This window comes from Kocuria rhizophila, assembly GCF_003667225.1.
Lineage (GTDB): Bacteria > Actinomycetota > Actinomycetes > Actinomycetales > Micrococcaceae > Kocuria > Kocuria rhizophila.
This window is the reverse complement of the sequence record NZ_RCOM01000005.1, coordinates 1-17026: the sequence shown is the minus strand read 5'-3', so window position 1 is coordinate 17026 and position 17026 is coordinate 1. Positions and strand designations below refer to the sequence as shown.

Sequence of the window (17026 nt, the reverse complement as noted above, 5' to 3'; positions counted from 1 at the left end):
GGAGTCATCCTGCCAGCGCCCCGATGCGGCGTCGTTCCGTGACCCGGGCGTGGGGTGCTGGGGCGGCTTCACACCGTCACATCGGGGCAGCCCGCCAGGTCGGGTGGCCGGTTCCGCAGGACTCGCAGGACGGGCCCGCTCGCTCGCCCGGGCGGCCGCAGGGCGAGACCGAGCGGGCCGTTCCTGGCGAGCGGTGGTCAGTGCGCGTGCACGCCGAGCGAGCCCAGCAGCTCCACCACGCGCCACCTGATCTCGTCGCGGATGGGACGCACGGCGTCAACGCCCTGCCCCGCGGGGTCCTGCAGCGCCCAGTCCTCGTAGCGCTTGCCGGGGTAGAAGGGGCACGCGTCGCCGCACCCCATGGTGACGACCACGTCCGAGGCCTCCACGGCAGCCGGGGTGAGCACTGTGGGCCTCTCAGCGCTGAGGTCGATGCCCTCCTCGAGCATGGCCTCGTGGACCGCCGGGTTGATGGACGCGGCGGGCGCGGAACCGGCCGAGCGGACCTCCACGGCGCCGCGCGAGAGGTGCCGTACGTAGGCGGCCGCCATCTGGGAGCGCCCCGCGTTGTGGACGCACACGAACAGCACGCTGGGATTCCGGTGACTCATGCGTGGACCTCCTGCTGGGGGTAGCGCTTGCGGAGGCCCAGGCTCACGTACACGAGACCGACGAGGACGGGCACCTCGATGAGCGGCCCCACCACGCCGGCCAGTGCCTGACCGCTGGTCACACCGAACGTGGCGATGGCCACCGCGATGGCCAGCTCGAAGTTGTTGCCGGCGGCGGTGAAGGCGAGGGTGGTGGTCCGCTCGTAGGAGAAGCCCAGCGCACGCCCCAGCAGGAAGCCGCCACCCCACATCAGCAGGAAGTAGGCGAGCAGGGGAAGGGCGATCCGCACCACGTCGAGCGGGTGTGAGGTGATCTGCTCACCCTGCAGGGCGAACAGGATCACGATGGTGAACAGCAGGCCGTACAGGGCCCACGGGCCGACCCTGGGCAGGAACGACGACTCGTAGGCCTCCCGGCCCCACGTCTTCTCGCCGATGAGCCGCGAGAGATAGCCCGCCACGAGCGGCACGCCAAGGAAGATGAGCACGGACGCCGCGATACGCCAGGGGGAGACGTCCAGCTGGGCCTGTTCCAGTCCGAGCCACCCCGGCAGCACCTCCAGGTAGAACCACCCGAGGGCGCCGAACGCGATGATCTGGAAGATCGAGTTGAGGGCCACGAGCACGGCGGCCGCCTCACGGTCGCCGCACGCGAGGTCGTTCCAGATGATGACCATGGCGATGCACCGCGCCAGCCCCACGATGATGAGACCCGTCCGGTACTCCGGCAGGTCGGGCAGGAAGATCCAGGCGAGGGCGAACATCAGCGCGGGACCGACCACCCAGTTGAGCAGCAGGGACGCCCCGAGCATGCGCTTGTCACCGGTCACGGTGTCCAGACGGTCGTAGCGCACCTTCGCGAGCACCGGGTACATCATCACGAGCAGACCGATCGCGATCGGCAGCGAGACCCCCTGGATCTCGACGGCGCCCAGTGCCTCTCCCAGTCCCGGCACCAGACGGCCCAGCGCGAGTCCGGCAACCATGGCCGCAATGATCCACACGGGAAGAAACCGGTCGAGGGTGGAGAGGCGGGCGGCCGGTGGTGTGTCAGTTCTCATCATCGTCTCCTGTGGTGCAGCACGAGGTGGTAGGAGCGGGCTCGTCGTCGAATGTGCCGGCGCCGCCGCAGACGCCGGTGGCGGGCAGGACGAGCTCCACGCGACGGGCGGCGTCGAGGTCGCCGGCGAGGTAGGCGGCAATCGAACGCACCTGCTCCACCCCGGTCATGGCCAGGAACGAGGGGGCGCGCCCGTAGGACTTGATGCCCGCGATGAAGAGGTTTTTGTCCGTCTGTTCGAGCACGTCGTAGCCGTGCGGGGTGACGGATCCGCACGAGTGCCAGGTCGGGTCGATGTCTTCGGCAAGTCGGGCCGGCGCCTGGAGTGAGGCATCCAGGTTCAGACGCGCCTCGCTCAAGAAGGAGAAGTCCGGGCGGAAGCCCGTGGCGCACACGATCCGTGTGACGCCGGTGATCTCACGCCCTCCGGACGACTCCAGCGTGAGGGTGCCGCCGTCCTCCACGAGGCGTGCAGTACGGAAGCCCGTCACAAGGCTGATGCGTCCGTCGTTCACGGCACGGCGCACCCGCTTGCCGAGTTCCCCGCGAGCCGGCAGCTCGTCGTCGTCGCCTCCCCCGAACGCGGTTTCTGCGCTGGGGCGCCGGACCACCCAGGTGACATGTGCTGCGGCGTCGTGTCCGGGGCGGGTCAGTGCGATCAGAGTGGTCAGCGCGGAGGCGCCCGTCCCGACCACAGCGACGTGCTCCCCGGCGTAGCCGCCCTCTTCTACACGTGGAATGCCGTAGTAGATGCGATCGGCGTACCGCCGCTCGCCGTCCACGGGGTACCCCTCCGATCCGAGAGGGCTCGGCTGGTTCCAGGTGCCGGTCGTGTCCACCACCGCGCGCGCGAGATGCCGCTCGATGCGCCCATCGCGCGTGCGTGTGTGCACGATGTACGGAACGTCGTCGCGGCCGGAGTCGACCATGCGGTCTCTGTCCAGGCGGGAGACGCCGACGACCTCGTGCTCGTATCGGATCACGTCCCCGAGCGCCTCCGCCAGAGGCAGGAGGTACTGCTCCAGCCACTGGGCACCCGTCGGGTAGAAGCCCTCTCGGGGCTCGCGCCACGCGGGTCCGATGAGGCGGACGGCGGTGGGTGAGGTGAGCTCCCGCCAGGGGGAGAACATGCGGACGTGCGACCACTCGCGGACGCTGGTGGCGGCGTCGTCCCCGCGCTCGAACACGATGACCTCCTGACCGCGGTGCCGCAGCTCCGCTGCACAGGCCAGACCGATGGGGCCCGCGCCGAGGACGGCAACGGGAGGGAGTGACGGATCCACGCATCCTCCTTGATTTGATAGAAATCAATACAACCTCAGGTTGTCCCATGCATAGACAGTTGTCAAAATAGGCGCATGACCTCGGCTGAGCTGCACATCGACAACGCGTCCGACGGCGTCGAGGGCTCGGCCGCCGTGTTCAAGGCCCTGGCGGACCCAGTGCGCCTGCGCCTGTACCTCGCGATCCGAAAGGCTCTGCCCGGGAGCATCTGCGTGTGCGATCTCCCGGACTTCGATCTGTCCCAGGCGACCATTTCGCACCACCTGCGCAAGCTCCGGGAGGCCGGGCTCGTCAGCTCGCGCCGGCAGGGCACGTGGGTGCACTACACCGCGCAGGAGGGTGTGTTCGAGCTGGCCGTCGATTCAGTGGTGTAGAGCCGTGCCCCGCCCTCGTCCGTCGTGGCGCCCTTGAACGCCCCGAGCGGGTGCGGATCGGCATCGAACCACTTTCCCCCGAAATGACCTGACCGGGGGTACAGGTCTACAGTCACATCCCATGACTACCAACGTTGCTGCCTATCAGGCCGTCGCCTCCGGTGCTCCGCTCGAGAAGGGCACCATCGAGCGCCGGGACCTGCGCCCGGACGACATCCGCATCGAGATCGAGTTCGCCGGGATCTGCCACTCGGACATCCACACCGTGCGCGAGGAGTGGGGGCCCATCGACTTCCCGCTGGTCCCCGGGCACGAGATCATCGGCCGCGTCACGGAGGTCGGCTCGGAGGTCACCACGTTCAGCGTGGGGGAGCGCGCGGGCGTGGGGTGCCTGGTGGACTCCTGCCGCGAGTGCGAGTGGTGCCTCAAGGGTGAGGAGAACAACTGCCCGAAGGCCGTGGGCACCTACCGCGGCAAGGACCGTTTCACGGGGGAGCAGACCGACGGCGGCTACTCCACCGAGATCATCGTGTCCGAGGCCTTCGCCCTGCACATCCCCGAGAACCTGGATCCGGCGGCCACCACGCCGCTGCTGTGCGCGGGCATCACCACGTACTCCCCGCTGCGCACGTGGGGTGTCACCGAGGGCTCCAAGGTGGCCGTGGTGGGCATGGGCGGACTCGGCCACGTGGCCGTGAAGCTCGCCGCCGCCATGGGTGCGGAGGTGACCGTGATCAGCCAGACCCGCTCCAAGGAGGAGGACGGCCGACGCTTCGGCGCCACCGACTGGATCGCCCGCACGGAGGACCCTGAGGCGCTGTCGCAGCACAAGGGTGAGTTCGACGTCATCATCAACACCGTCTCGGCGCACGTGGACGTCCAGGAGTTCATGGCCACCCTGCGCCCGCACGGTGCCATGGTGCTGCTGGGTCTGCCCACCGAGACCCTCGAGGTGAAGGCCCCGCTGCTGGTCAGCGGACGCAAGTCCCTCACGGGCTCCAACATCGGCGGCATCCGCGAGACCCAGGAGATGCTCGACTTCTGCGGTGAGCACGGGGTCACCGCAGAGATCGAGCTGATCAACGCCGAGGACCTCAACGACGCCTACGACCGCGTGGTGGACTCGGACGTGCGCTACCGCTTCGTGATCGACGCGAAGACCATCTGAGGCAAGACCCAGGCACGCCGACGACGGTGCCCCGGACCTTCGCGGTCCAGGGCACCGTCGTGCGTCTCACCGCGCTCCACTACCCTGAGCCCATGCCCCGAACCCTGAACGACCTCTCCTGGCCCCGCCGCACCGAACGGCTCACCGTGTGTCGCCTGACCCCGGAGGATGCGGACACGCTGTGGGCCCTCAAGAGCAACCAGGAGCTGAACCGCTGGACCACTAGGCTCTACGCCTCACGCCAGGAGTTCCGGGCGGACTGGGACGCCCTGGCCACCACCCACCTGATGGCCCACTGTTACGGGCGGCTCGCGGCCTACCTCATGGTCAAGCTCCAGGACGCGTGGTCCCAGGCGGACGTCACCGAGCAGGCCCGGGGGCAGCAGGTGGAGCTCGGCTGGGTGGTGGCACCCTGGGCCCAGGGCCGTGGCGTGGCCACGGAACTCGTGCGCGAAGGCCTGGCCATCGCGTTCGACATGGGTGTCCACCGGGTGGAGGCCGGCTGCTTCGCGGAGAACACCGGCTCCTGGAAGGTCATGGAGAAGGTGGGGATGCGCCGAGAAATCCACACGGTCAGGGACTGCATGCACCGGGATGGTCAGTGGCACGACGGCTACGGGTACGCCATGCTCGCGGAGGAGCACCACGGCTGAGCGAGCGGACGGACAGACCTCCGGCCCCCGAGGTACCGCACGAGGCGGCAACCGCGGGGGCCGGACGGGGCAGGCGCTGGGGGCGGCCTACCTGGTGCTCTCCATCAGGTCGTAGGCGGACAGCGTGAGGAAGGCCGGGTAGTCCTCCCTGAGCACCATGTCCGAGATGAGCCGCCCAGCGGGCACGAACCACTTCTCGTAGTTCTCCTGGTCGATCTCCCCGCGCAGCACCTCGAGCTGCTTGTCGAGGGCGTCGGAGACGAGCTCGCGCGTGGCGGTGCTGCCGGTGTCCGTGTAGACCACGCCGTTCTTGATCTGCTGCCAGATCTGCGAGCGGGAGATCTCCGCCGTGGCGGCGTCCTCCATGAGGTTGTGGATGGCCACCGCGCCGCTGCCGGACAGCCACACCGCCACGTAGCGGATGGCCACGTACAGGTTGGCGTTGAGCTCTTTCTCGGTGCGCTGGTCACCGGCGGAGGGCACGTCCAGCAGCATCTCGGCGGTCACGTCCACCTCGGGGCGCTGGCGGTCCACCTGGTTCGGTTTCTCACCGAGCACGCCGTCGAAGACCTCCTGGCACACGGGCACGAGGTCCGGGTGGGCCACCCACGAGCCGTCGAAGCCGTCCCCGGCCTCGCGGGTCTTGTCGTTGCGGACCTTCTCGAACGCGGCCTTGTTGATCTCCTCGTCCTTGCGGGAGGGGATGAACGCGGCCATGCCGCCCATCGCGAAGGCACCGCGCTTGTGGCAGGTCTGCACCAGCAGGTCCGTGTACGCGCGCATCAGGGGAGCGGTCATGGTCACCGCGGAACGGTCCGCCAGGATGAACTTCTCCCCGGCATCGCGGAAGTACTTGATGATGGAGAACAGGTAGTCCCAGCGCCCCGCGTTGAGCCCGGAGGCGTGGTCCCGCAGCTCGTAGAGGATCTCGTCCATCTGGAACGCGGCGGGGATGGTCTCGATCAGCACGGTCGCGCGGACGGTGCCGTGCTCGATGCCCAGGTACTCCTCCGCGAACGTGAACACGTCGTTCCACAGCCGCGCCTCCAGGTAGGACTCCATCTTGGGCAGGTAGTAGTACGGGCCCTGGCCGTTCTCGATCAGCTGCTTGGCCGTGTGGAAGAAGTGCAGCCCGAAGTCCGTGAGGGAACCGGAGCCGGTCTTCCCGTTGACCGTGATGTTGTACTCGGGCAGGTGCCAGCCGCGCGGGCGCATGACCACCACGGCCAGGGGCACGTCCTCGCGGAGCGTGTACTCCTTGCCCTCCGGGGAGGTGAAGCCCAGGGTGCCGCGGGCGGCGTCGCGCAGGTTGGCGATCGCGTCCACCTGGTTGGCCCAGCTGGGGGAGGCGGCGTCCTCGAGGTCCGCGAGCCACACCTTGGCCCCGGAGTTCAGCGCGTTGATGGCCATCTTGGCGGGCGACGCCGGTCCGGTCATCTCCACGCGCCGGTCCTGCAACGCCTCGGGGGCCGGGGCCACCTTCCAGTCGCCCTCCCGGACCTCGCGGGTCTCGGGGAGGAAGTCCATGGTGCCGGTCTTGGCGGCCTGCGCGCGGGCGGTCTCGCGCTTGCCGAGCAGCTCCTCACGGCGGTCCGCGAACTTCTCGTGCAGCGCCTCCACGAACGCGAGGGCCTCCTCCGAGAGGATCTCGTCCGCCGCGGCCACGTTCTGCGGGGTGGTGTGGGTGATGCTCATGGAGTGCCTCCAAGTATCCGTATTGTGGAAAAATTATTCCATTACCACGAGTTTAGACATAGGATGTGACCCAGGACAAGGCCCTGCTGAGACGCGGGCCACACGTGCGAGGGGTCACCGGGATCGCCCGAACCCGGCCGTGGCCGTTCGGTCCCGCCGCGGCGCGACCCGACCGGCGGTGAGCCACGCACGACACCATCGACGACCGAGGGAGCGCACGGATGCCAGAGGCCAGGAGCACGGGCGGGGTGCAGTCCGTCGAACGGGTCTTCGGCCTGCTCGACATCATCACCGCAGCCGGGGGAGAGATCTCGCTGAGCGAGCTGGCCTCCAGGGCGCAGCTGCCGCTGCCCACCATCCACCGGCTGCTGCGCACCCTGATCCCGCTGGGCCACGTGCGCCAGCTGCCCAACCGCAGCTACGCGCTGGGCCCGGGACTCATCCGGCTGGGCAACGCCGCGGGGCTCGCGCTGGGCACCTACGCGCAGCCCGTGCTGCAGGGGCTCGTGGACCAGCTGGGGGAGTCCGCCAACATGGCCGTGCTGGACGGGCGCATGGTCGTGTACGTGGGGCAGGCGCAGTCCTCCCACTCCATGCGCATGTTCACCGAGGTGGGCCGTCGCGCGCACCTGCACGGCACCGGCGTGGGCAAGGCCATCCTGGCCACCCTCCCGGAGGAGCAGGTGGTCTCGATCGTCACGTCCATGGGCATGCCCACCCCCACCGAGAAGAGCCTGGGCACCGTGGAGGAGCTGCTCGCGGACCTCGCGCTGATCCGCGAACGCGGCTACGCCGTGGACGACGAGGAGCAGGAGATCGGCGTCCGCTGCTTCTCCGTCCTCGTCCCGGACGCCCCCACCCCCACGGCGATCTCGGTGTCCGGGCCCACCACGCGCGTGGACTGGGAGTTCGGGGAGCGCGCGGTCCCGCTGCTGCGCAAGGCCGCGGTGCAGCTGTCCGGACAGCTCTCCCGCGCTGGCTGAGGCGGACGACGCCGCCGTGCCCAGCCGTCCTGCCGCGTTCCGGCACCCGGCAGGTCGGACGCGCGAGCCGTGGGCCCGGCGCCGGATGGTCCCGCCGCAACCACCGTTGGTTCCCGCGCCGGACGAGGTCGCCGCGCTCGCCGACACGCCGACGCCTGACGACGCAGCCGTGCCCGTCCGCGTCTCCTGCGCTGCGTTGTCCGCAGACGGGGCAGAGCGCGAGGGCGCGGGGTCAGTTGCGCTGCGGCAGGGCGGCGTCGTGCTCCGTGAGAAGGGACTCGAGGTACGCGCCGTAGCCGCTCTTGTGCAGCTCGGTGGCGCAGTCGCGCAGCTGGGCGTCGGAGATCAGGCCCATGCGCCACGCCACCTCCTCGGGGCAGCCGATCGAGGTGCCCTGGCGCGCCTGGACGGTGCGGATGAAGTTTGTGGCGTCCGCGAGGGAGTCGAACGTGCCGGTGTCCAGCCACGCGGTGCCGCGCGGCAGCACGTGCACCGCGAGCTCGCCCCGGTCCATGTACATCCGGTTGAGGTCCGTGATCTCCAGCTCGCCGCGCGGTGAGGGCGTGAGCGAGCGGGCGAACTCGACGGCGCGCCGGTCGTAGAAGTAGAGCCCCGGGACGGCGTACGGGCTGCGGGGGTGCTCGGGCTTCTCCTCGATGGACACGGCCTGCCCGGCGGCGTCGAACTCCACCACGCCGTACGCGCTGGGATCCGCCACCCGGTACCCGAAGATCGCGGCGCCCTGGAGGTCGTGGAAGCGGCGCAGCTGGGTGCCGAGTCCCGGACCGTAGAAGATGTTGTCGCCCAGGACGAGGCACACGCTGTCGTCCCCGATGTGCTCGGCCCCCAGCAGGAACGCCTGGGCGAGCCCGTCCGGGGACTCCTGCTGGGCGTAGGAGATCACCGCGCCGAAGCGGGAGCCGTCCCCGAGCAGGCGACGGAACTGCTCGGCGTCGTGCGGGGTGGTGATCACCAGGATCTCCCGGATGCCCGCGAGCAGTAGCGTGGAGAGCGGGTAGTAGATCATCGGCTTGTCGTAGACCGGCACGAGCTGCTTGCTCACGCCCAGGGTCACGGGGTGCAGACGGGAGCCCGTGCCGCCCGCGAGGATGATGCCCTTCATGTCCCCATCATGGCAGGGACTCATTCGAGTGCATGGGACGCATGGCCTGTGTGGGGATCGTCCCAGGTGCCCGAGCCGCCGGTGTGCGGCGAGGCCTGCGGCCGTGGCTAGCATGAGGGCATGAAACCGTTCGTGCTGCTGGCCACCCGTGATGACGACGTCCTGGCGGACGAGGAGTACGAGGCCGTGGCGCGCTTCGGAGGGCTGAGTACCTCGCAGCTGGAACGCATCCGCCTGGAGCAGGGGAATTTCCCCACGCTGGACCTGGACCGTTACAGCGGGATCATCGTGGGCGGCTCGCCGTTCAACTCCTCGGACCCCGCGGAGCAGAAGTCCCGCGTGCAGCGGCTCGCGGAGACCTGGATCAGCGGCTTGCTGGACGAGGTGGTGGCCCGTGACTACCCGTTCCTGGGGGCGTGCTACGGCGTGGGGACCCTCGGCATCCACCAGGGCGCCGTGGTGGACCGGACCCGTCCGGAGGAGGTGGGTCCCATCACCGTGACCCTCACGGAGGCGGGGGAGGCGGATCCGCTCCTCGCGGACATGCCCCGGGAGTTCAGCGCCTACGTGGGGCACAAGGAGGGCACCCGGGTGATGCCGCCCAATGCCGTTCTGCTCGCGGAGGGATCGGTGTGCCAGGTGCAGATGTACCGCATCAAGGAGAACCTCTACGCCACGCAGTTCCACCCGGAGCTGGACGTGGAGGGGCTCGTGAACCGCATCCGCGTGTACAAGGACCTGGGCTACTTCAAGCCGGACGAGCTGGAGACCGTGATCGAGCGGATCACCCACGGGCCCGCCGTGGACCAGGCGCCCAAGGTGCTCAGCGCGTTCGTGGAGCGCTACGCCCGCTGACACCGGCCGCGGGTGCCGCGTGGTCGTCAGGTAGGGGCGTGCGTCGCCGCGGGTTGCCCTCGAACGACGGCGCTCGCGGCAGGAGGTCGCGCGAGCCACCTGGGTGGGCCGTTCCACGGGGCCCCGGGGGCGCCCACGGGCTGCCGCGAGGGTGAGCGCACGGCGGGCGCCCTGCACAATCCGGCGCACCGGGCCCCGGACCGATACCGTGGGGGAATGAGTCACCCCAGCGCACCGTGGTCCCGTCCTGTTCCCTCCCCGACAAGCACCCCGAGCGCACCGGCCCCGGGCGAGACGTGGCCCGGTGCTCCCATGGGCGGGTCTGTGACGGGCGGAGTGCAGCCGGCTCCCCGGACCCGCACGTACTTCTACCACCGTCTGGCCCGCACGGACCCCCACCACCGCTGGTGGATGCCGCTGGTGGAGGGGCTGATCCTCTTCGGCATCTTCATGGTCCTGAGCATCCTGTTCGGGATCGTGCTGGCGCTCGCATTCCCCGAGACCCTGACCGAGGACGTGCTGGCCGCCGACCAGCTGGACCCGGTCGTGTACTTCATGCTCTTCGCGTCCGTGGCGCTGCTGCTGCCCAGCGCCCTGCTGGCCCGGCTCGTGCTCGGCCCCCGGCCGCTCGGGCTGATCTTCTCGGTCACCGGCCGCATCCGGTGGAAGTGGCTGCTCCTGTGCTTCCTGGTGGCGGTGGGCGTCTACGCGGTGGTCAACCTGGCGGGCATCGGCCTGGACCTCGCCACGGGCGGGACCCCCACCTCCGTGCAGCTGGCACCGGGCTTCGGCTGGCTGCTGGCCACCACGCTGATCGTGGTGCCACTGCAGTGCACGGCGGAGGAAGTGGTCTTCCGCGGGTACCTGGCCCAGATGGTGGGCCGCTGGCTCAAGCACCCCGCGTGGGCCATCCTGCTGCCCGTCCCGCTGTTCGTGGCCGGGCACGTGTACGACGTGTGGGGTCTGCTCTCAGTGGCGATCATGGCGGTGTCCATGGGCATCGTCACGTGGCGCACCGGCGGGCTCGAGGCGGGCATCGCCCTGCACGCCGTGAACAACATGACCGTCTCGCTGTTCGCCATGCTCGGTTTGGTGGACATGAACGACACCAGCGGGGCGCCCACGGACCTGGTCACCGAGGTGATCCTCAACGGCGCCTTCATCGCCCTGGTGTTCTGGCTCGTGAAGCGCCACCCGGAGGTCGCGGTCACCCGCACCGTGGTGCTCCCGCAGCCCCCGGCCCCGCCCCGGCTGCCGACCGTGCGGCCCGCGGCGATCGCGGCGGACCGCTCCGGGCTGGCCGCCTACCCCTACGACCCCGCCACGCAGACCTACCTGAGCCTGCCCCCGCAGTACGGCCCCTACGTGGTGCGGGACGGCCAGGGCCGCTACGTGGGTGTCCTGGACACCCGCGGCGCCGGTGAGATGCAGCCCACATACACTGGGCCCCATGACGGACAGTACTGACATGCACGCTTCCGACCGGGCGCACGCGGCCCCAGACAGCCCTGCCCACGCAGAGTTCGCCCGCGACCTCGGGCGGTTCGTGACGGCGTCCCCCAGCTCGTACCACGCCGTGGCCACTGTGGCCGCGGCACTCGACGACGCCGGGTTCACCGCCCTGGACGAGGCCCAGCCGTGGCAGATCGGCGCGGGCCGCTGGTACACGGTGCGCGACGGCGCCCTGATCGCCTGGGTGCTCCCGTCCGGTGCCGCACCGGGGGCGGGTTATCGCATCCTGGGTGCCCACACCGACTCCCCGGGCTTCAAGCTCAAGCCCCGCCCCACCACGGTGACCCACCGCTGGTACCAGGCGGGCGTGGAGGTCTACGGCGGAGCGCTGCTGAACTCGTGGCTGGACCGGGACCTGCGCTTCGCGGGCCGGCTGGTGGTGCGCGGCGCGGACGGGGCACCGCGCTCCGTGCTCACGAGCACCGGGCCCGTGGCCCGCATCCCGCAGCTGGCCATCCACCTGGACCGCTCCGCCAACGACGCCCTGAGCCTGGACCGGCAGCGCCACACCCAGCCCGTGTGGGGTGTGGGGGATGCCCAGGACGCGGACGTCCTCGCGGTGCTGGCAGACGCCGTCCACGCACCGGCCGCCGGCGGCGCCGGGGAGGCGAGCGACCCTGCAGCGCGGACTGCCGGTTCCGGCACGGCGCCCGGCACCGGGACGCCCACGGCGGAGGTGCCCGCCGTGGACCCCGCCGACATCCTGGGCTACGACATCACCGTGGCGGACACCCAGGCCCCCGAGCTCATCGGCGCCCAGCAGAACCTGCTGGCCAGCGGCCGCCTGGACAACCTCACCACCGTCCACGCGGGGCTGCGGTCCCTGGTGGAGCACGCGGAGGAGCTGGAGTCCGCGGAACACGTGAGCGTGTTCGCCGCGTTCGACCACGAGGAGGTGGGGTCCGCGACCCGCTCCGGTGCGGCCGGCCCGTTCCTCGAGGACGTGCTCGTGCGCATCGGCGCCTCCCGCGGGGACTCCACCGACGACCACCGTCGCGCGCTCGCCCACTCGGTGTGCCTGTCCTCGGACGCGGGCCACCTGGTGCACCCCAACTACCAGGGCCACCACGACCCGGTGAACACCCCGGAGCCCGGCCGTGGCCCGCTGCTCAAGATCAACGCGCAGCAGCGCTACACCACGGACGCCGTGGGTGCCGCGGTGTGGGCGGAGGCGTGCGAACGCGCCGGTGTTCCGTACCAGGAGTTCGTCTCCAACAACGGTGTGCCGTGCGGGTCCACCATCGGCCCCATCACCGCCACCCGCCTGGGCATCCGCACCCTGGACGTGGGGGTGGGTCTGCTGTCCATGCACTCGGCGCGCGAGCTCGTGCACACCGCAGACCTGTTCGCAATGTACCGCGCCATCGGGGGCTTCTGGCGCGGCTGAGCCCCGCGCCGCCCGCTCCGCCCTACACGCGAGGCTCGGCCGCGCAGCCGCGCACGCCCCTCCGCCCGCGACGCCGCACGCAGAGGCGTGCACACACCACTCCCACGCACGACGCCGCCCGGTGACCTTCGCGCAGAAGGCCACCGGGCGGCGTCGTCAGCAGGGCGCGCGGGGCGTCCGTGGAGCAGGAGCGGGTTACGGCAGCTGCAGCATGGAGATGTCCGCCATGCGGGCCATCACGCGCACCACCTGGCAGGAGTAGCCGAACTCGTTGTCGTACCAGACGTAGAGCACCAGCGAGTTGTTGTTCACGATGGTGGCCAGCCCGTCCACCACGCCGGCGCGGCGCGAGCCCACGAGGTCCGTGGAGACCACGTCCGGGGAGTCCACGTAGTCGATCTGCTTGCGCATGGCCGAGTTCAGGGAGATGTCCTTGAGGAACATGTTCACCTGCTCGGCGGACTCCGGGGCGTTCTCCAGTTGGAGGTTGAGGATGGCCATGGAGACGTCCGGGGTGGGCACGCGGATGGCGTTGCCGGTGAGCTTGCCCTTCATCACGGGCAGGGCCTTGGCCACGGCCTTGGCGGCACCGGTCTCGGTGATCACCATGTTCAGCGCGGCGGAGCGGCCGCGGCGGTCACCCTTGTGCCAGTTGTCGATCAGGTTCTGGTCGTTGGTGTAGGAGTGCACGGTCTCCACGTGGCCCTGGACGATCCCGTACTCGTCGTTGAGGACCTTGATCACCGGGGTGATGGCGTTGGTGGTGCAGGACGCCGCGGAGATGATGGTGTCCTCCGGGTCGATGTCCTGGTCGTTCACGCCGCACACGATGTTCTTCATCTCGCCCTTGCCGGGGGCGGTGAGCAGCACCTTGCCCACACCCTTGGACCGCAGGTGCTGGGAGAGGCCCTCCTCGTCGCGCCACACGCCGGTGTTGTCCACCACGAGGGCGTCGTGGATGCCGTAGGCGGTGTAGTCGATCTCCTCGGGGGAGTTCGCGTAGATGAACTGGATCGCCACGCCGTTGGCGGTGATCACGTTGTTCTCTTCATCCACGGTGATGGTGCCGTCGAAGGAGCCGTGCACGGAGTCGCGGCGCAGCAGGGACGCGCGCTTGACGAGGTCGTTGCCGGGCTTCTTGCGCACCACCACGGCGCGCAGGTTCAGGCCTGTGCCGTCGTTGCGGTTGAGCAGGATGCGGGCGAGCAGGCGGCCGATGCGCCCGAAGCCGTACAGCACCACGTCCCGGGTCTCGGCGTCGTTGCTGCCGTGCTGGTCCACGGCCGGGGCGAGCGCCTCGCGCAGGTAGCCGTCCAGGTCCGTGGAGCCGGACTCGGTGAAGCCCTGGTAGAGCTTGGCCACGTCCACGTTGCACACGCCCAGGTTCAGCGCACCCAGTGCCGTGACGATCTCCACGGTCTTCTCCAGGGGCATCTCCTCACCCATGATGCGGCGGGCGAAGCGGTGGACCTTGATGATGTCCGTGACGGACTTGTGCACCAGGGACCGGCCGAAGACGGTGGTGACCACCTTGTTGTTGCGGTGCAGCTGCCCCACCAGGGGGACCAGCTGCTCGGCGAGGGCCTCTCGTTCTGACCACGTGGCGCTCATGAGCATCCTTCTTCCTCGGCCCGGACGTCCTCGTGCGGGCCGTGTTGGTGTCGCGCGGCGGTGCGCGAGCTGGCGTGATGGAGCGCCCCGTGAGCGGCGCTGCTCGTCGGCCCCAGTTTACGTGCCCCCGCGCCCCCTCGTGGTCTGTGCCCACGGATGACGACGCCGCCTGGCGCGGCTGCGCGCTCGGGGCGGGCCGCGGGTGCTTTGCTACCGTGGAACCATGTTGACCGTGATCGGTGAGGCCCTCGTGGACGTGGTGTCCCGCAGCGGCGAACAACCCCGGGCCCACGTGGGCGGAAGCCCCATGAACGTGGCCGTGGGCCTGGCCCGGCTGGGTCACCAGGTGCAGTTCCTGGGCCGCTACGGCCAGGACGAGTACGGCCACCAGGTGGTCGAGCACCTGCGCGGCAACGGGGTGCGGCTGCCCTTCGAGGCGGATGACCGCCCCACCTCCGTGGCCCAGGCCGTGCTGGACGAGAACGGCGCGGCGGACTACGAGTTCCAGCTGGACTGGTCCCTGGACGTCTCTCCGGTCCGGATCGACGAGCTGCTCGCGGACACGGACCTGCTGCACGTGGGGTCGATCGGCGCCATGCTGGAGCCGGGGGCCTCCGTGGTGCGGCAGGCTCTGGAGCGTGCGCACCGCCACGCGCTGATCTCCTACGACCCCAACTGCCGGCCTTCGATCATTCCCGACTCCTCGGACGCCCGCGCCCGCGCGGAGCAGATCGTGGGACTCGCCCACGTGGTCAAGGCCTCGGACGAGGACCTGCTGTGGCTCTACCCGCACCGCACCGTGGAGGACTCCGCCCGCGCGTGGCTGTCCGCCGGTGTCCGCCTCGTGGTGGTCACGCGCGGCGCCATGGGACCGTGGGCACTCAGCCGCGGCACGGGGCCCGACGGCGTGTTCGTCCCCGCCGCGAGAGTCACCGTGGCGGACACCGTGGGAGCGGGGGATTCGTTCATGGCCGCGCTGCTGAGCGGACTCGCGGACCGCCAGATCCTGGGAGCCTCCGGGGCGTCCTCGCTCGAGCAGCTCGGTGCGGACGAGGTGACCGCGCTGCTGGGCTACGCCGCCGCGGCCGCGGGCGTCACGGTCTCCCGTTCCGGGGCGCAGCTGCCCACCCGAGAGGACCTGCCGCCGAGCGGCTGACAGCTCGCCACCGCTCCCGCCCCGACAGAATCCACTGCGCCCGGCAGGAGCGTCTGAGCAGGGCCACCCGCCGTGGCTGGATGGACCGCAGAACCCCACGGACAGCAAAGTCCGGACACCACCACCCCGCGAGATGAGAGGAACACCGTCATGTACGACCGTCATCCCTACGCCGACCTCCCCGAGCTGCCCACCTTCACCCTGACCTCCACGGACGTGACCGACGGCGAGCCCGTGGCCACGCCCCAGGTCTCCGGGATCATGGGTGCCGGGGGAGAGGACGTCTCCCCGCAGCTGTCGTGGTCCGGTGCCCCGGAGGGCACGCAGTCCTACGTGGTGACCATGTTCGACCCGGACGCCCCCACCCCCAGCGGGTTCTGGCACTGGTGCCTGTCCAACATCCCGGCGGACGTCACCGAACTGGCCACCGGGGCGGCGTCGAACCCGCCGAAGGGTGCCGTGAAGCATCGCAACGACGGCGGCACGGACGAGTACCTGGGCGCCGCACCGCCCGAGGGGCACGGCCCGCACCGCTACATCATCTGCGTGACCGCCGTGGACGTCCCCGAGCTCGAGGTGGACGAGAGCGCGAGCCCCGCTGTGGTGAACTTCAACCTGTTCTCCCACGCCCTGGGACGCGCGTTCCTCACGCCCACGTACGAAGTGAAGTAGTCGCGGTGGCGGAGCACGTGCAGGATCCGGGGCGGGCGCCCGTCCGGCTGATCGCGAGCGATCTGGACGGGACCGTCCTGGGCCCGGACTTCCGCTTCCGCCCCCGCACCCTGGAGGCCATCGCCGCGGCCCGGGACGCCGGGATCCAGGTGGTGTTCGTGACCGGGCGCCCCAAACGGTGGCTGGACCCCCTGCACGAGCAGCTCGACGACGTGGGCGTGGTGATCTGCTCCAACGGCGCCGTGGTCTTCGATCCCGGCACGGAGCGTGTGCTGCACGCCAACGGCTTCGACGTGTCCGAGGCGCTGCCGGTGATCGAGGACGTGCGCCGGGCATTCCCGGACTCGCTGTTCGCCGCGGAGACCCTGGACGCCGTGCACACGGACCACGGATGGGCGCGCACGGACCGGATGGAGATCCGGGACGTCACCGAGGCACCAGTGACCGAGACCCTGCGCGCCGGCACCCAGGTGGTCAAACTGCTCGCCAAGCTGGACGGCGCCGAGCCGGAAGCCTACTTCGAGGCCGTCCGCGATGTGGTGGCGGGCAGGCTCGCGGTCACCCACTCGGTGGCCGCCGCCCCGCTCGTGGAGATGGGCCAGCGCGGGCTCACCAAGGCCCGCACCCTCGAGCACTTCGCCGCTGAGCTGGGGATCTCCCGCCACGAGGTGATGGCGTTCGGGGACATGCCCAACGACCTCGAGATGCTCACCTGGGCCGGGCGGGGCTACGCCATGGCGGACGGGCACCCGGGCGTCGTCGCCGCCGTGGAGCGCACCGCACCGGCGTTCACCGAGGACGGCGTGGCGCACGTGATCGAGCGGTACCTGGCGGGGGAGGCGCACGACGCCGCGGCGGTCCCCGCCCCCGCCAGGTACCGCT

The 17026-nt window shown here is 70.4% G+C and carries 16 protein-coding genes; 10 read left to right on the top strand and 6 right to left on the bottom strand.

Going from position 1 to position 17026, the window contains the following annotated elements; genetic code table 11:
* Positions 1-197: 197 nt before the first annotated feature.
* From D9R02_RS01770 to D9R02_RS01760, 3 genes are read right to left on the bottom strand one after another with little or no spacing between them, the layout of a single operon-like run.
* Positions 198-611: an arsenate reductase ArsC gene (locus D9R02_RS01770; protein ID WP_121566205.1), complete on the bottom strand. Its 414-nt coding sequence runs from the start codon at positions 609-611 to the stop codon at positions 198-200.
* Positions 608-1672: an ACR3 family arsenite efflux transporter gene (gene arsB, locus D9R02_RS01765; RefSeq protein WP_220700411.1), complete on the bottom strand. Its 1065-nt coding sequence runs from the start codon at positions 1670-1672 to the stop codon at positions 608-610. The genes D9R02_RS01770 and arsB overlap by 4 nt, the downstream gene beginning before the upstream one ends.
* Positions 1662-2954 (bottom strand): FAD-dependent oxidoreductase, encoded by a 1293-nt coding sequence (locus tag D9R02_RS01760; RefSeq protein WP_121566203.1) that lies wholly within the window; start codon positions 2952-2954, stop codon positions 1662-1664. Before D9R02_RS01760 ends, arsB begins: the two co-directional genes overlap by 11 nt.
* 75 nt (positions 2955-3029) lie before the next feature.
* Between D9R02_RS01760 and D9R02_RS01755 the strand changes: the two genes are divergently transcribed.
* The 3 genes from D9R02_RS01755 (at position 3030) to D9R02_RS01745 (ending at position 5150) form a co-directional block, all read left to right on the top strand.
* Entirely contained in the window at positions 3030-3329 is a 300-nt protein-coding gene (locus tag D9R02_RS01755; RefSeq protein WP_052239242.1) for an ArsR/SmtB family transcription factor, read from the top strand.
* A 121-nt stretch (positions 3330-3450) separates the two neighbouring features.
* Positions 3451-4497, top strand: coding sequence for an NAD(P)-dependent alcohol dehydrogenase (locus tag D9R02_RS01750; RefSeq protein WP_039101000.1), 1047 nt, complete (start codon positions 3451-3453; stop codon positions 4495-4497).
* 92 nt (positions 4498-4589) lie between these two features.
* On the top strand, positions 4590-5150 hold the full coding sequence (locus D9R02_RS01745; protein ID WP_039101085.1) for a GNAT family N-acetyltransferase: 561 nt from the start codon (positions 4590-4592) through the stop codon (positions 5148-5150).
* Positions 5151-5237: 87 nt separating this feature from the next.
* Here the strand turns inward: D9R02_RS01745 and aceB are convergent, their stop codons facing one another.
* On the bottom strand, positions 5238-6845 hold the full coding sequence (gene aceB, locus D9R02_RS01740) for a malate synthase A (RefSeq protein ID WP_121566202.1): 1608 nt from the start codon (positions 6843-6845) through the stop codon (positions 5238-5240).
* A gap of 221 nt (positions 6846-7066) precedes the next feature.
* Here aceB and D9R02_RS01735 point away from each other — a divergent pair, with 221 nt between their 5' ends.
* Complete coding sequence (locus D9R02_RS01735; RefSeq protein ID WP_039101002.1) at positions 7067-7828, top strand: IclR family transcriptional regulator; 762 nt, start codon at positions 7067-7069, stop codon at positions 7826-7828.
* Between the two features lie 232 nt (positions 7829-8060).
* Here D9R02_RS01735 and rfbA read toward each other — a convergent pair whose 3' ends face one another.
* A complete protein-coding gene (gene rfbA, locus D9R02_RS01730; RefSeq protein ID WP_039101004.1) occupies positions 8061-8951 on the bottom strand; it encodes a glucose-1-phosphate thymidylyltransferase RfbA in 891 nt (296 codons plus the stop codon).
* A 120-nt stretch (positions 8952-9071) separates the two neighbouring features.
* Here rfbA and D9R02_RS01725 point away from each other — a divergent pair, with 120 nt between their 5' ends.
* From D9R02_RS01725 to D9R02_RS01715, 3 genes are all read left to right on the top strand, one after another.
* The gene (locus D9R02_RS01725; RefSeq protein WP_019310603.1) at positions 9072-9806 is read left to right on the top strand and encodes a glutamine amidotransferase; all 735 of its coding nucleotides are present in this window, start codon (positions 9072-9074) and stop codon (positions 9804-9806) included.
* Between the two features lie 312 nt (positions 9807-10118).
* Positions 10119-11273 (top strand): CPBP family intramembrane glutamic endopeptidase, encoded by a 1155-nt coding sequence (locus D9R02_RS01720; protein WP_070636645.1) that lies wholly within the window; start codon positions 10119-10121, stop codon positions 11271-11273.
* Position 11274: 1 nt separating this feature from the next.
* The gene (locus D9R02_RS01715; protein ID WP_070636646.1) at positions 11275-12705 is read left to right on the top strand and encodes a M18 family aminopeptidase; all 1431 of its coding nucleotides are present in this window, start codon (positions 11275-11277) and stop codon (positions 12703-12705) included.
* 195 nt (positions 12706-12900) lie between these two features.
* On the opposite strand, the gene D9R02_RS01710 is transcribed toward D9R02_RS01715, so the two are convergent.
* Entirely contained in the window at positions 12901-14316 is a 1416-nt protein-coding gene (locus D9R02_RS01710; RefSeq protein ID WP_223110557.1) for a glyceraldehyde-3-phosphate dehydrogenase, read from the bottom strand.
* A gap of 223 nt (positions 14317-14539) precedes the next feature.
* Between D9R02_RS01710 and D9R02_RS01705 the strand changes: the two genes are divergently transcribed.
* From D9R02_RS01705 to D9R02_RS01695, 3 genes are all read left to right on the top strand, one after another.
* Positions 14540-15472, top strand: a complete 933-nt coding sequence (locus tag D9R02_RS01705) for a carbohydrate kinase family protein (protein WP_070636647.1) — start codon at positions 14540-14542, stop codon at positions 15470-15472.
* 150 nt (positions 15473-15622) lie between these two features.
* Positions 15623-16144 carry a YbhB/YbcL family Raf kinase inhibitor-like protein gene (locus D9R02_RS01700; RefSeq protein ID WP_039101009.1) on the top strand — a complete coding sequence of 174 codons (522 nt, stop codon included), beginning with the start codon at positions 15623-15625 and terminating at the stop codon, positions 16142-16144.
* Positions 16145-16149: 5 nt separating this feature from the next.
* On the top strand, positions 16150-17026 hold an 877-nt coding region (locus D9R02_RS01695; protein ID WP_147435318.1), incomplete at its 3' end, for an HAD family hydrolase.

Excerpts from the sequence above, each read along its gene's own strand:
- D9R02_RS01750 (WP_039101000.1), top strand. The coding sequence starts at position 3,451 with ATGACTACCAACGTTGCTGCCTATCAGGCCGTCGCCTCCGGTGCTCCG.
- rfbA (WP_039101004.1), bottom strand. The coding sequence starts at position 8,951 with ATGAAGGGCATCATCCTCGCGGGCGGCACGGGCTCCCGTCTGCACCCC.
- D9R02_RS01700 (WP_039101009.1), top strand. The coding sequence starts at position 15,623 with ATGTACGACCGTCATCCCTACGCCGACCTCCCCGAGCTGCCCACCTTC.
- arsB (WP_220700411.1), bottom strand. The coding sequence starts at position 1,672 with ATGAGAACTGACACACCACCGGCCGCCCGCCTCTCCACCCTCGACCGG.
- D9R02_RS01725 (WP_019310603.1), top strand. The coding sequence starts at position 9,072 with ATGAAACCGTTCGTGCTGCTGGCCACCCGTGATGACGACGTCCTGGCG.
- D9R02_RS01720 (WP_070636645.1), top strand. The coding sequence starts at position 10,119 with ATGGGCGGGTCTGTGACGGGCGGAGTGCAGCCGGCTCCCCGGACCCGC.
- D9R02_RS01715 (WP_070636646.1), top strand. The coding sequence starts at position 11,275 with ATGCACGCTTCCGACCGGGCGCACGCGGCCCCAGACAGCCCTGCCCAC.
- D9R02_RS01705 (WP_070636647.1), top strand. The coding sequence starts at position 14,540 with ATGTTGACCGTGATCGGTGAGGCCCTCGTGGACGTGGTGTCCCGCAGC.
- D9R02_RS01755 (WP_052239242.1), top strand. The coding sequence starts at position 3,030 with ATGACCTCGGCTGAGCTGCACATCGACAACGCGTCCGACGGCGTCGAG.
- D9R02_RS01710 (WP_223110557.1), bottom strand. The coding sequence starts at position 14,316 with ATGAGCGCCACGTGGTCAGAACGAGAGGCCCTCGCCGAGCAGCTGGTC.
- D9R02_RS01735 (WP_039101002.1), top strand. The coding sequence starts at position 7,067 with ATGCCAGAGGCCAGGAGCACGGGCGGGGTGCAGTCCGTCGAACGGGTC.
- aceB (WP_121566202.1), bottom strand. The coding sequence starts at position 6,845 with ATGAGCATCACCCACACCACCCCGCAGAACGTGGCCGCGGCGGACGAG.
- D9R02_RS01770 (WP_121566205.1), bottom strand. The coding sequence starts at position 611 with ATGAGTCACCGGAATCCCAGCGTGCTGTTCGTGTGCGTCCACAACGCG.
- D9R02_RS01745 (WP_039101085.1), top strand. The coding sequence starts at position 4,590 with ATGCCCCGAACCCTGAACGACCTCTCCTGGCCCCGCCGCACCGAACGG.